Origin of the sequence: Streptomyces sp. NPDC091272 (genome assembly GCF_044757485.1) — a bacterium.
Lineage (GTDB): Bacteria > Actinomycetota > Actinomycetes > Streptomycetales > Streptomycetaceae > Streptomyces.
On sequence record NZ_JBIVVC010000009.1, the window covers coordinates 1 to 13396 of the forward strand.

12 protein-coding genes and 1 riboswitch are annotated in these 13396 nt (G+C 69.5%); of the genes, 5 read left to right on the forward strand and 7 right to left on the reverse strand.

Annotated features, from left to right (window positions below; all coding sequences use genetic code 11):
* Positions 1–104 precede the first annotated feature (104 nt).
* From ACIQM4_RS23835 to gcvT, 6 genes are all read right to left on the reverse strand, one after another.
* Complete coding sequence (locus ACIQM4_RS23835) at positions 105–803, reverse strand: DUF5701 family protein (protein ID WP_401595077.1); 699 nt, start codon at positions 801–803, stop codon at positions 105–107.
* Positions 804–920: 117 nt separating this feature from the next.
* A complete protein-coding gene (locus ACIQM4_RS23840) occupies positions 921–1781 on the reverse strand; it encodes a SigB/SigF/SigG family RNA polymerase sigma factor (protein WP_401595080.1) in 861 nt (286 codons plus the stop codon).
* 181 nt (positions 1782–1962) lie between these two features.
* Positions 1963–3348, reverse strand: a complete 1386-nt coding sequence (locus tag ACIQM4_RS23845) for an L-serine ammonia-lyase (protein WP_401595083.1) — start codon at positions 3346–3348, stop codon at positions 1963–1965.
* 181 nt (positions 3349–3529) lie between these two features.
* Positions 3530–4789, reverse strand: a complete 1260-nt coding sequence (gene glyA / locus ACIQM4_RS23850) for a serine hydroxymethyltransferase (protein ID WP_401595086.1) — start codon at positions 4787–4789, stop codon at positions 3530–3532.
* 62 nt (positions 4790–4851) lie between these two features.
* Entirely contained in the window at positions 4852–5229 is a 378-nt protein-coding gene (gene gcvH, locus ACIQM4_RS23855) for a glycine cleavage system protein GcvH (protein ID WP_401595088.1), read from the reverse strand.
* An 88-nt stretch (positions 5230–5317) separates the two neighbouring features.
* Positions 5318–6433, reverse strand: coding sequence for a glycine cleavage system aminomethyltransferase GcvT (gene gcvT, locus ACIQM4_RS23860; RefSeq protein WP_401595090.1), 1116 nt, complete (start codon positions 6431–6433; stop codon positions 5318–5320).
* A 149-nt stretch (positions 6434–6582) separates the two neighbouring features.
* A riboswitch (glycine riboswitch) is annotated at positions 6583–6679 on the reverse strand.
* A gap of 209 nt (positions 6680–6888) precedes the next feature.
* On the opposite strand from gcvT, the gene ACIQM4_RS23865 reads away from it, so the two are divergent.
* Complete coding sequence (locus ACIQM4_RS23865; RefSeq protein WP_401595658.1) at positions 6889–7506, forward strand: AAA family ATPase; 618 nt, start codon at positions 6889–6891, stop codon at positions 7504–7506.
* Positions 7507–7686: 180 nt separating this feature from the next.
* On the opposite strand, the gene ACIQM4_RS23870 is transcribed toward ACIQM4_RS23865, so the two are convergent.
* The gene (locus ACIQM4_RS23870; RefSeq protein ID WP_401595092.1) at positions 7687–8253 is read right to left on the reverse strand and encodes a hypothetical protein; all 567 of its coding nucleotides are present in this window, start codon (positions 8251–8253) and stop codon (positions 7687–7689) included.
* Between the two features lie 193 nt (positions 8254–8446).
* Between ACIQM4_RS23870 and ACIQM4_RS23875 the strand changes: the two genes are divergently transcribed.
* From ACIQM4_RS23875 to ACIQM4_RS23890, 4 genes are all read left to right on the forward strand, one after another.
* The gene (locus ACIQM4_RS23875) at positions 8447–9232 is read left to right on the forward strand and encodes an enhanced serine sensitivity protein SseB (protein ID WP_401595094.1); all 786 of its coding nucleotides are present in this window, start codon (positions 8447–8449) and stop codon (positions 9230–9232) included.
* Between the two features lie 130 nt (positions 9233–9362).
* Positions 9363–10145, forward strand: a complete 783-nt coding sequence (locus ACIQM4_RS23880) for an enhanced serine sensitivity protein SseB C-terminal domain-containing protein (RefSeq protein ID WP_401595096.1) — start codon at positions 9363–9365, stop codon at positions 10143–10145.
* A 376-nt stretch (positions 10146–10521) separates the two neighbouring features.
* Positions 10522–11520 carry an ABC transporter permease gene (locus tag ACIQM4_RS23885; protein WP_401595099.1) on the forward strand — a complete coding sequence of 333 codons (999 nt, stop codon included), beginning with the start codon at positions 10522–10524 and terminating at the stop codon, positions 11518–11520.
* Positions 11521–11618: 98 nt separating this feature from the next.
* On the forward strand, positions 11619–13370 hold the full coding sequence (locus tag ACIQM4_RS23890; RefSeq protein WP_401595102.1) for an ABC transporter substrate-binding protein: 1752 nt from the start codon (positions 11619–11621) through the stop codon (positions 13368–13370).
* The last annotated feature ends 26 nt before the right edge of the window (positions 13371–13396 follow it).

Sequence of the window (13396 nt, forward strand, 5' to 3'; positions counted from 1 at the left end):
CTGCAGGGGGGACCCTGTGGGAGAGTAGGACGCCGCCGAACAATTATTGTGAGAGTGCCCCGTACCGGGAAACCGGTACGGGGCATTTTTGCGTTCGGGTGTTTTTAGGCGGCCTGGCCTTCAGTGGGCTGTTCTTCAGCGGCCTGGCCGGCGCCCGCTCGCTGGCCCGCCGAGGCCAGGCCGAGCCAGGTGTGGGGGTTCCCCTCCCAGCACCAGCCGAGTTTCGGGGCGCCCTTGCTGATCCAGAGGGCAGGTACGCGTTTGTCCTTGTCGCCGAGGCGGGTCCCGGCGAGGGAGTAGCAGTTGTTCTTGGCGAGCGTTTCCGGGAAGAGGGTGAGCAAGGCGATGCCTTCCTCCATCGTGAGATCCGTCCGGCCGCGGGACGCCACCGTGGCCATGGCGTCCAACGGCACCACGCCGCAGAACTCCTCGCCGCGCTCCACGTCGAAGACGACGTACGCCTCCCCTTCGGGCAGGCGCAGGGACTTCAGCGAGACGAACTGCTCCAGTTCGCCCGGCTTGTAGAAGCGCTCGATGACTCCGGGCTTGTCCTTGCCGGCCAGCGTGGTCAGCGGCACGGACTCCTCGACGGGTATGAGCGACCGGGTGACGACCAGCAGGAACGGGACCCGGCTCGCCGACGGTGCGGGCATCGACGGCGCGTGCTCCAGCACCGGCTCGCGCAGCGGTTCGAGCAGTTCGCGGAACTCGGCTTCCGTCTTGCCGGCCAGGGCCGGGTACCCCTTGTCCAGCAGGGTCTGGATCTGGCGCTCGAACTCGGTACCGGCGTCGAATGCGTTCACGTACAGCCTCTCCTCGGCAGACTTGCTGTTGCCGGACATGCTCGCACGCCCCCGGAGAAGTCCGGGGGCGTGCGGATGTGTTCAGGGAGAGGCGAGCATGCCCGTGGCGGAGCGTGTTCAGGAAGCGGCGAGCATGCCCGTGCGGAGCTGGCCGATGATGCGGGTGAGCAGGCGGGAGACCTGCATCTGCGAGACGCCCAGGTTCTCGCCGATCTCGGCCTGGGTGAGTTCCTGGCCGAAGCGCATCGACAGGATGTGCCGGTCGCGCTCCGAGAGCTGGGAGAGCAGCGGGGCCAGGGTGTGCAGGTCCTCGAAGAGTTCCATGCCGGGGTCGCAGGCGCCCATGAAGTCCGCGTACGAGACGGAGGACTTGGCGCTGTTGCTGTCGCCGGTGTCGGCGGGGAGGTCGAGGGAGCCGGCGGTGTAGCCGTTCGAGGCGACCAGGCCGTCGATGACCTCGTCCTGGGACAGGTCGAGGAGCTCGGCGAGTTCGGGGACGGTGGGGTCGCGGTCCAGGACGGAGGCGAGCTGTTCCTTGGCCTTCGCCAGCTCGGTACGGAGTTCCTGGAGGCGGCGCGGCACGTGGACGGCCCAGGTGGTGTCGCGGAAGAACCGCTTGATCTCGCCGGTGATGTAAGGGATCGCGAAGGAGGTGAACTCGACCTCGCGGGACAGGTCGAAGCGGTCGATGGCCTTGATCAGGCCGATCGTGCCGACCTGGATGATGTCCTCCATGTCGCCCGAGCCGCGGTTGCGGAAGCGGCGGGCGGCGAACTTCACCAGGGACAGGTTCATCTCGATGAGGGTGTTGCGGGCGTAGGCGTACTCGTGGGTGCCCTCCTCGAGTACGTTCAGCCGGTCCAGGAACAGCCGGGTCAGCTCCCGGGCGTTCTTCGGGGCCACCGTGGACGGGTCGTCGATCTGCGGCAGCACCTCCGGAGTGACGTTCGTCTTCGCTATGTCCTGCACTGCCGACATCGTCCCAGCCCCTTTAATCCTTGAGCCCCCGCTCTTCTGACCTTGCGTCACGCCTGCCCTCGAACAGCGGTGGCATGCACGCGCGGATGCGGGGAAACCGAAGACCCCGCACAAGCTCGACGAAACGGACGGCGCGAAGGGGCCGCCCTGCGGCGCACCGGCGTGCGCCGCAGGGCGTCTCTCAGCACTCGATGACGTTGACGGCCAGGCCGCCGCGGGCCGTCTCCTTGTACTTGACCTTCATGTCGGCGCCCGTCTCCTTCATGGTCTTGATGACCTTGTCGAGGGAGACCTTGTGGCTGCCGTCGCCGCGCATCGCCATCTTCGCGGCGGTGACGGCCTTGACGCCCGCCATGCCGTTGCGCTCGATGCACGGGATCTGGACGAGGCCGCCGACGGGGTCGCAGGTCAGGCCCAGGTTGTGTTCCATGCCGATCTCGGCCGCGTTCTCGACCTGCTCCGGGGTGCCGCCGAGGACCTCGGCGAGTGCGCCCGCCGCCATGGAGCACGCGGAGCCGACCTCGCCCTGGCAGCCGACCTCGGCGCCCGAGATGGAGGCGTTCTCCTTGAAGAGCATGCCGATCGCGCCGGCCGCGAGCAGGAAGCGGACGACACCGTCCTCGTCGGCGTTCGGCACGAAGTTCATGTAGAAGTGCAGCACGGCGGGGATGATGCCGGCGGCGCCGTTGGTGGGGGCGGTGACGACGCGGCCGCCCGCGGCGTTCTCCTCGTTGACCGCCATCGCGTAGAGGGTGACCCACTCCATCGCGTGCGCCTTGGGGTCGCCGTCGGCGCGCAGCTGGCGGGCCGAGTTCGCGGCGCGCCTGCGGACCTTCAGGCCGCCGGGCAGGATGCCCTCGCGGGACATGCCGCGTGAGACACAGGCCTGCATGACGCGCCAGATCTCCAGCAGGCCCTCGCGGATCTCCTCCTCGGTGCGCCAGGACTTCTCGTTCTCCAGCATCAGGGAGGAGATGGAGAGGCCGGTCTCGCGGGCGAGGCGCAGGAGCTCGTCGCCGGTGCGGAACGGGTACTTGAGGACGGTGTCGTCCGGGACGATCGGGTTGTCGCCCGCCACGGCGTCCTCGTCGACGACGAACCCGCCGCCGACCGAGTAGTAGGTCTTCTCCAGGAGCGGCGTGCCCTGGGCGTCGTACGCGAAGAGGGTCATTCCGTTCGCGTGGTAGGGCAGCGAGCGGCGGCGGTGCAGGATCAGCTCGTTGGGCTCGTCGAAGTCGATCTCGTGGGCGGCGCCGATCTCGGTGCCCAGCAGGCGCAGCCGGCCGGTGGCGCGGATGCGCTCCACCTCCGCGTCGGCGGTCTCGACGTTGACCGTGCGGGGGGAGTGGCCTTCCAGGCCGAGCAGGACCGCCTTGGGGGTGCCGTGGCCGTGGCCGGTGGCGCCGAGGGAGCCGAACAGCTCGGCGCGGACGGCGCTCGTCTGGGCGAGCAGGCCGTCCTTCTTGAGGCGTCCCACGAACATCCGGGCGGCCCGCATCGGGCCGACCGTGTGGGAGCTGGACGGGCCTATGCCGATCGAGAACAGGTCGAAGACCGAGATGGCCACAGCAGAACTCCTCAGAAGGGTGGCGGACGCCGTTGTCCGTCGGGCAGAACAGGTGCGGGTCCTTGCCGGGCAAGGGGCGGGGCACCGCACTCACTGTCCAGTGTGCGCGGTGCCCCGTTTTTACGTATTGCTGCCGACTGTACGAAATCCGCACGCCGACATCCAGATGAAGCGTACGGAACTACTTCAGGCCGGGGTAAAGCGGGTGCTTGTCGGCGAGGGCCGAGACGCGCTCCGAGAGGGCCTTGACGTTGTACGAGGGCTTCAGTGCGGCCGCGATGATGTCGGCGACCTCGGTGAAGTCCTCGGTCTGGAAACCGCGGGTGGCGAGGGCCGGCGTGCCGATCCGCAGACCGGAGGTCACCATGGGGGGCCGCGGGTCGTTCGGGACGGCGTTGCGGTTGACCGTGATGCCGACCTCGTGCAGGCGGTCCTCGGCCTGCTGGCCGTCCAGCTCCGAGTTGCGCAGGTCCACCAGGACCAGGTGCACGTCGGTGCCGCCGGAGAGCACGGAGACGCCGTGCTCGGTGACGTCCGGCTGGACCAGGCGCTCGGCCAGGATGCGGGCGCCGTCCAGGGTGCGCTGCTGGCGCTCCTTGAACTCGGGCGACGCGGCGACCTTGAAGGACACGGCCTTGGCCGCGATCACGTGCTCCAGCGGACCGCCCTGCTGACCGGGGAAGACCGCGGAGTTGATCTTCTTGGCGAGCTCCTGGGTGGAGAGGATCACACCGCCGCGGGGGCCGCCGAGGGTCTTGTGGGTGGTGGTGGTGACCACGTGGGCGTGCGGGACCGGGTTGGGGTGCAGCCCGGCCGCGACGAGGCCCGCGAAGTGCGCCATGTCGACCATCAGGTACGCGCCGACCTCGTCCGCGATCTCACGGAACCTGGCGAAGTCCAGCTGGCGCGGGTACGCGGACCAGCCGGCCACGATCAGCTTCGGCTGGGACTCCTTGGCGAGCCGGGACACCTCGTCCATGTCCACCTGGCCGGACTCGTCGACGTGGTACGGGACCACGTTGTAGAGCTTGCCGGAGAAGTTGATCTTCATGCCGTGGGTCAGGTGACCGCCGTGGGCGAGGTTGAGGCCCATGATCGTGTCGCCCGGCTTCAGCAGCGCGAACATCGCGGCGGCGTTGGCCTGCGCGCCCGAGTGCGGCTGGACGTTCGCGTGCTCGGCACCGAACAGCGCCTTGATGCGGTCGATGGCGATCTGCTCGACGACATCGACGTGCTCGCAGCCGCCGTAGTAGCGGCGGCCCGGATAGCCCTCGGCGTACTTGTTGGTGAGGACCGAGCCCTGGGCCTCCATGACCGCGACCGGGGCGAAGTTCTCCGAGGCGATCATTTCGAGGGTGGACTGCTGGCGGTGGAGCTCGGCGTCGACTGCGGCGGCGACGTCCGGGTCCAGCTCGTGGAGGGAGGAGTTGAGAAGCGACATCAGGCGGGTCCCTAGGGGTTCAGGCGAATCGGTTGCCGGAGCTTTTCGGTTGCCGGAGCGTTTCAGTTGCCCGAGAGCGCGGAGTACTCCTCGGCGGAGAGCAGATCGGAAGGCTCCTCGGTGACGCGCACCTTGAACAGCCAGCCGCCCTCGAAGGGGGCGGAGTTCACCAGCGACGGGTCGGCCACGACGTCCGCGTTCGCCTCGACGACCTCACCGGTCACCGGGGCGTACAGGTCGCTGACGGACTTGGTCGACTCCAGCTCCCCGCAGGTCTCACCCGCGGTCACCGTCTCGCCGACCTCAGGGAGCTGGGCGTAGACGACGTCACCGAGCGCGTTGGCCGCGAACTCCGTGATGCCGATCGTCGCGACGCCGTCCTCGGACGTCGCGAGCCACTCGTGCTCCTTGCTGTAACGCAGCTGCTGGGGGTTGCTCATGGCTGAATTCTCCTGGATGCGGGGGAGTGCTGAGGAACGGGGTCTTGACAGATGAGACGGGGGTTCGCTGCCGGGGATGCGGCGATTGTCACTTCTGGCGCTTGTAGAACGGCAGGGCGACGACCTCGTACGGCTCGTGGGCGCCGCGGATGTCCACGCCGACACCCGCCGTGCCGGGGGCCGCGAAGGCCGCGTCGACGTACGCCATGGCGATCGGCCTGCCGAGGGTGGGGGACGGGGCGCCCGAGGTCACCTCACCGACGACCTGGCCCTCGTGCACCACCTGGTAGCCCGAGCGGGGCACCCGGCGGCCCTCGGCGATCAGGCCGACGAGCTTGCGGGGCGGGGCGCTCCCGGCCCGCTCGGCCGCCGCCTCCAGGGACGTACGCCCGACGAAGTCGCCGTCCTTCTCGAACTTGACGACCCGGCCGAGTCCGGCGTCGAAGGGGGTGAGCTTCGTCGTCAGCTCGTTGCCGTACAGCGGCATTCCCGCTTCGAGGCGCAGCGTGTCGCGGCAGGACAGGCCGCACGGGACGAGACCGGCGTCGGCGCCCGCCTCGGTCAGTGCCCGCCACAGCTGCTCCGCGTGGACCGGGCGCACGAACAGCTCGAAGCCGTCCTCACCGGTGTAGCCGGTACGGGCGATCAGCGCGGGCACTCCCGCGACGGTGCCGGGCAGGCCCGCGTAGTACTTGAGGCCGTCCAGGTCGGCGTCCGTGACGGACTTCAGGATGCCGGGGGACTCCGGGCCCTGCACCGCGATCAGGGCGTACGCGTCGCGGTCGTCCCGTACCTCGGCGTCGAAGCCCTCCGCGCGGGTCACCAGCGCGTCCAGGACGGTCTGGGCGTTTCCGGCGTTGGCGACGACCATGAACTCCGTCTCACCGAGCCGGTAGACGATCAGGTCGTCGACGATGCCGCCGTCCTCCTGGCAGATCATCGTGTACCGGGCGCGGCCGAGGCCGACGGTGGCGATGTTGCCGACCAGGGCGAAGGCGAGGAGGTCGACGGCCTGCGGTCCCGTGACGGTGATCTCGCCCATGTGGGAGAGGTCGAAGAGGCCGGCCCTGGTCCGCACGGCGTTGTGCTCGTCGCGCTCGGACGCGTACCGCAGAGGCATGTCCCAGCCCGCGAAGTCGGTCATGGTCGCGCCGAGTGAGCGATGCAGGGCATCGAGGGCGGTGTGTCGGGGTGCGGTGCTCATGAGGACAAGACTCCCAGGGCATGACGACGAGGACGGTCCTCCCCATCTGTCATCGGAACCTGAGAGGTTCGCCGGGGCAACTGCGACCGGCTTGCACCTTGGGTGGGGTCACGCCGTCGTCGACAGGGTGACCCGCTTTTCAGATCTGCCTCGCCCGCGCGGTACGGGGCCTGAGAGATTCAAGGGAGGAGCTTGCTCCTTCGGCGTCCCGGGCACTGCTGCCCCGGACTCTCCCGCGCGGATTCATGCGGCCGTTGTGAAGTTGGGTGTGCGCAGGGGGTGCCTGGCGCGCACATCATTGCACGCCCCCTCCGGTCGGCAAATCGCTTGTCCCGCATTACCTTTTCTTTACACTTCTTGGGCAAGGGTTGAGTCATGTCCACAGGGGGACCACAGGGGGAGGGGTGAGGACGTTGCAGCAGTCCAGTGCGTGTGCCGCTACGGCAGCCGTAGGGGTGAAGCCGGGCGTGAGGGCGGTGGGGCCCGTGCCGGTGCCGGTCGTGCGTGACCTGCGCGACCGTGCGGGGCGCGGTCCGCGTCTGCTGATGTTCGCCGCGGGGGACGTGGTCGTCGTCTCCGGGCTGCCGGGCAGCGGCAAGTCCACCCTGATCCGCAGGGCGGTGGCGGGGGTGCGCACCATCGACTCGCAGGACGTGCGGGAGCGGTGGGAGCAGCGGATGCCGCGCTCGCTGCCGTACGCCCTCTACCGCCCGCTGGTGCGCGTCGCCCACTACGCGGGACTGCGCAGGGCGCTGCGCTCGGGCGAGAGCGTGGTCGTGCACGACTGCGGTACGCAGGCGTGGGTGCGGCGCTGGCTGGCGCGCGAGGCCCGCAGACGGGGGCGCGGGCTGCGGATGGTGCTGCTCGACGTGACGCCGGACGTGGCCAGGGACGGCCAGCGGGACCGCGGACGCGGAGTCTCCGGCTACGCCTTCGCACGCCACCGCAGGGCGGTCGGCACGCTGGTCCGCGACGCGGAGGGCGAGCGGCTGCCCGCGGGGTGCGCGTCGGCGGTACTGCTGGACCGGGAGGCGGCCGGGGCCCTGCGCGAGATCGGCTTCGAGGGGAACTGACCCGCGGGAAAGGCCTCTGGCGGGAGCTGACTTACGGGGAGGCCCCGGCGGGGGCTGACCCACGGAGAGGCCCCCGGCGGGAGCTGACCCACGGGGAGGCCCCCGGCGGGAGCTGACCCACGGGGAAGGCCCCCGGCGCTGTGCTGCCGGGGGCCCTTCGCCACGCCGTGCGCAGCTGGGTCAGAACCTCGTCCACGTGGCGGTCCGGGAGACGGTGGTCCTGGACATCAGGGCGCCGGAGAGCTTCGTCACGGAGCTGAGGGACTGGCGCGTCTTCTTCCAGTCGCCCGTGACGAGCGCCTCGACCAGGTTCTTCAGCTGTGCCTTGAGCTCGGTCCGGGCCTTGCCGGCGTCCGGCTTCGGCTCGGCGGCACCCTGGCCCCGGCCCGCCGCCGGGTCCGGCTTCGGGGCGGCGTCCCGCTCGGCGGCCGCGGGGCGGCCCAGTGCGGCGGCCAACTTGGCCTCGACCTGCGTACGGGCCTGGTGACGGCCGGCAGGGACGTCGTCGGCGTCGTCGTCGTCGAACATGGTGCGGGCGGCCTCGGCCAGCTCGTCCAGGCCCCGTACGTCCTCCAGCAGCTCGTCCAGGTCCCGCGCGGCCTCGCGCTGCTGCGCCGTCGGGGCGGAGACGGCCGGGGTGTGGTCCCCGGGGTCCACGGCCGCGACCGCGGCACCGGCCGTGCCGAGGATCAGCGCCCCGCAGAGCGACGTGGAGAGGGCGAGCGCGGCGGCCTTGTGCAGAGCCATGACGGCGGGTTCCTTCCGGAAGGACTGCGTGGGGACGACCGGTACGTCGACCCTGCCCGCCACCCTCGGACCACCAGGCACTCTCCGCAACCGGAGAGTCACTTTGTGTGTCCGTTCGGGTGTACCGACCACCGGGCACGCGCCCGGCGATAGGCTCGGCACGCAGGGCGCGAGCAGCGAGAAGGGGCAGTCCGTGGACATACCGGAGACGACGGGGCAGTACGGCGCGGCAGGCGGGTACGGGGGTGGCTGGCCCTGCAACGAGCTCGAAGAGGTGCTCGCCGCCTCGCTCGGCAGTCCCGCCGCCGGCGCCCGCCTCGTCGAGACGATCGGCCGCAGCTCCCTGTGGGTCCCGCTGCCGAACGGCGGCGGCCCCGACCAGGGACCGCTCGACCTGCCGACCACGGAGATCGAAGGGCAGGCGTACGTGCCCGTCTTCAGCTCCGAGCAGCAGTTCCGCCAGTGCGCGGGCAGCCACATGCCCTTCGCGGTCGCGCCCGCCGTGGAGTTCGCCCGCGGCCTGCCGCCGCAGCTGGGTATCGCCGTGAACCCCGGCGGCAACGTCGGCGTGCCGCTGCCGCCCCCCGCCGTCGCCGAGCTCTGCCGCACCGGGCGGACCCCGCTGGACGGGCCGGCGACCGGAGGCCGGGTGCGGCTGTTCGAGCCGGACTGGCAGGAGGAGCCGGTCGACTTCCTGGCCGCCGCCGCGGGCGAGTTCCAGCAGAGCGGTGTGGTGGTCACCGCCCGGCGGTCGCTGGCCAGCATCGAGGGCGGTGAGCCGGTGCTGTTCGTCGGCGTACAGCTGTCGTCGTGGGAGGGTGCGGACCGCAACGCGCCGATGGACGCGCTCGGCCGGGCGCTCGGCCGGGAGAGCGTGCCGTGGCCGGTGCATCTGCTGCTGCTGGACATGGCGCAGCAGGATCCGGTGGCGGAGTGGATGCTGGGGCGGGTGCGGCCCTTCTACCAAAGGGAACACTGAATGGGGAACCGACACCGATCCGGTGCCGGGAGTGCCGCTTAAGCTGGTTTGATGACCTCGCCGCACGGGGGCGAATCGTTCGAGTGCGGCCGGCGTCGACACGGTGGATCGAAGAGGGGCGGGACCCAGGGTGAGCGCGTCAGGCACCGCGGCGGCCGGACAGGTCGAGCACATGCTGCGCCAGGTGACGCCCGGACGGTTCGACGCGTACGAGGCGCTGCTGCACGCCCTGGTGAAGGGCCGGCTGTGGATGCTGCTGTGGCACGGCACGGCCGGCTCCCCCGACGCCCAGTACGGGAACATGGACGTCGAGGGCTTCGGCTACGCACCGTGTGTGACCTCCGCGCAGGAGCTCGCCGCCAGCGGCTGGAACCGGGCGTACGAGGTGGGCACCGGCATCGACCTGGCCCGCGCCCTCTACCCCGACCGCTGGGGCATCTGGCTGAACCCGCACGCCCCCGGCGGTGGCGTCGGCATCCCCTGGCTCGACCTTCGGCGCATCGCCACCGGCCTGGACCGGATGCCGGCCGGCCCCCTTCGGATGTCCGAACCCGCCCTTGAGATCCCGCAGTTCTACGCCCAGCTGGCACAGAACGCGCACCGGACGCCCGCCGTCCGCGCGCTCAGCCGCGCCTGGGTGCAGCCGGCGCTCGGCGCCCCGTACCTCGCCATCGGTCTCGACCTCTACGACACCGGCAGGCAGTCGGTGGAGGCGGTGCGGGCGATGATGCAGCAGTCCATCGGTGTCGTCCCCGACGGGCTGCCGGTGTCCACGGTCGCGATGACCGACGAGCACGACCCGGTCGGCATGTGGCTGCGCGCCAACGCCCGGCCGTTCTACGACCGCGACGCGCACGCACCCGCGCCCACCGGTGCGCCCGGCTACGGCTACCCGCCGTCGCGGGCGTACTGAACCAGCACATAAGCCACCTGCCCAAAAGCCCCTTCGGGGGTCAATTGGCATGCCCGAAAGACCAGTTGGCGGCCTGACCGCACGAAGTCATGGTCTGTCCCAATTTAGCGGTTCTGCACGGCAGTTGGCCGGTACTGCCGTAGGGTGCGCCCAATTGCCCACTGTTCGCCCCTCGTTCAGCGCCGTCCGGATACCGGAAAGCCGCAGACAGCATCACGGTTGCGCATCCATTGTCCGAGGGGTCTGGCGGCAGGTGGCACGCACATTGAAGACTCCCGGCATCAAGGGGCGTTCGCCCTGTGTTCGACAAGCTTCAGGCCGCCACTAGCGGCGAGCAAGGGCCGGTGACCGCTGGCCGAGAGGGGTCGCGACCACGATGACGGCACCACTTCACGACGCGCCGGCGGCGGAACCCGCGACGGCCGATGTCGCGGCCGGTGTGCGGGCGAAGAAGATCGAGGGCCGCTCACCGTGGCGCATCGCCTGGGTCAGGCTGAAGCGGGACAAGCTCGCGCTCACGGGCGGCATCATCGTCCTGCTGCTGGTGCTCGTCGCAGTGTTCGCCCCGGCGATCGCCGCTCTGGTCGGGCAGACGCCCGAAGGCCGTAACGAAGACCTGATCGACCCGCTGTTCGGCACGCCGATCGGTTCCTTCGGCGGCATCAGCGGCGACCACTGGCTGGGTGTGGAGCCCACCAGCGGCCGGGACGTCTTCACCCGCATCATCTACGGCGCCCGGGTCTCCCTGGTCGTGGGCTTCCTGGCGGCCGTCGTCGCCGTCGTCTTCGGCACCCTCTTCGGCACCCTGGCCGGTTACTTCGGCGGCTGGCTCGACACGGTGATCAGCCGTGTGATGGACATGCTGCTGGCCTTCCCGCAGCTGCTGTTCGTCATCTCGCTGATCTCGGTGATGCCGAACTCGATGCTCGGCCTCGAAGGAAGCGGCGTCCGGCTGCTGGCCATGATCCTGGTGATCGGCTTCTTCGGCTGGCCCTACATCGGCCGCATCGTGCGCGGCCAGGTGCTCTCGCTGCGTGAACGCGAGTACGTGGAGGCCGCGCGCAGCCTCGGTGCGGGCCGCGGCTACATCGTCGTGAAGGAGCTGCTGCCGAACCTGGTGGCCCCCATCACCGTCTACTCGACGCTGATGATTCCGACCAACATCCTGACCGAAGCCGCCCTCAGCTTCCTGGGCGTGGGCGTCAAGCCGCCCACGGCCTCCTGGGGTTCGATGCTCTCCGACGCCGTCGCGTACTACGAGTCGGACCCGATGTACATGATCGTTCCGGGTGTGGCGATCTTCGTCACCGTGCTCGCCTTCAACCTGTTCGGCGACGGCGTGCGCGACGCGATCGACCCCAAGGGGTCCCGCTGACCACCTCACCCGCTTCACCCATGCCTAAGACCAGCCCTGGTCACTCGGGCCGCATTACTCACGGAGGTTGCGAGACAGTGAAAACAACCGGTACGCGCATGCGTCGGGCCGCGGCAGTCGCGTCCTTCGCAGCTGCCACACTCCTGGTCACCACGGCCTGCGGTGGCGGCGGTGGCAGCAAGGACAACAAGGGTGGCGGCGGCGGCAAGGCGGCCGGCTTCAACGCCGGCGTCGAGAAGATCGCCAACCCGTCCGACAAGAAGGGCGGGACGCTGAAGTTCGTCGGCGTCCAGGACGCCGACTCGTGGGACACCACGATGATGTACTACGGCTTCGCGTTCGACTTCGCGCGCTACTACAGCCGTACGCTGGTCAGCTACACGGCGGCGCCCGGCCAGAAGGGCATCGAGCTCCAGCCCGACCTCGCCAAGGCCAAGGCCACGGTGTCTCCCGACGGCTTGACGTACACGTACGAGCTGAAGGACGGCATCAAGTGGGAGGACGGTAAGGAAATTACCGCCCAGGACGTCAAGTACGGCATCGAGCGCCAGTGGGCGCAGGAGGCGCTGTCCGGCGGCCCGGTCTACCTCCGCGACATCCTGGACCCGGAGAAGAAGTTCAAGGGCCCGTACAAGGACCCCAAGGGCACGGAAGCGATCCAGACGCCCACCGACAAGAAGATCGTCTTCAAGCTGCCCAAGGCGAACGGCGACTTCGAGCAGATCCTGGCGATGGCCACCAACTCGCCGGTCCGCAAGGACAAGGACACCAAGACCAAGTACGCGCTGAAGCCGTTCTCCTCCGGCCCGTACAAGTTCGACAGCTACAGCCCGAACAAGGGATTGAAGCTCTCGCGCAACCCGTCCTACGACCCCAAGACGGACGGCCTGCGCAAGGCGCTGCCGGACAACATCGAGGTCACCCTCCTCACCAACGCCGACGAGCGCGACAAGCGCCTCATCAACGGTGACGCGGACCTGGACCTGAACCAGCGCGGCATGGCCACCGCAGGCCGCACCACCGCGCTGAAGCAGCACAAGGACAACCTGGACAACCCGCAGACCGGGTTCATCTCGTACGTGGCCTTCCCGCAGAGCGTGAAGCCCTTCGACAACATCCACTGCCGCAAGGCCGTCATCTACGGCGCGGACCACAAGTCCGTGCAGAGCGCCCGCGGCGGCCCGGTCGCCGGCGGTGACATCGCCGTGAACATGCTGCCCCCGGTCGTCCCCGGTTACGACGCCAACGACGACCAGTACGGCCTGCGCACCAACGACGGTGCAGCCAACGCCGCCAAGGCGAAGGAAGAACTGAAGGCGTGCGGCCAGCCGAACGGCTTCAAGACCACGCTCGCCGTCCGTAACACGGACGAGTCCGACAAGAAGTCGGCCGAGGCCCTCCAGGCGTCGCTCGGCAAGGTCGGCATCCAGGTCGAGATCGACCAGTTCAACGGTGCCGAGGGTTCCTCGATCGTCGGCAACCAGAAGCGGGTCGTGAAGGAGGGCTACGGCATGGTCCTCTACGGCTGGGGCCCCGACTTCCCCAGTGGCCAGGGCTACGGTCTGCCGCTGTGGCACAGCGACTACATCCTTGAGAACGGCAACAACAACTACGCGTTGATCAACGACAAGAAGATCGACGAGGGGTTCGCCAAGGCCATCGCCGAGCGTGACCCGGCCACGGCCGCCAAGGCCTACGGCGAGGTCAACAAGATGGTCATGGAAGGCGCCTACTACCTTCCGCTGGCCAACATCAAGGCGGTCAACTGGCGTTCGGACCGGCTGACGAACGTCTACGCCACCGACGCCTTCAGTGGCTGGTACGACTTCGCCCAGCTGGGCGTCAAGTAACAACCCGTACGTACATCACCATCTGA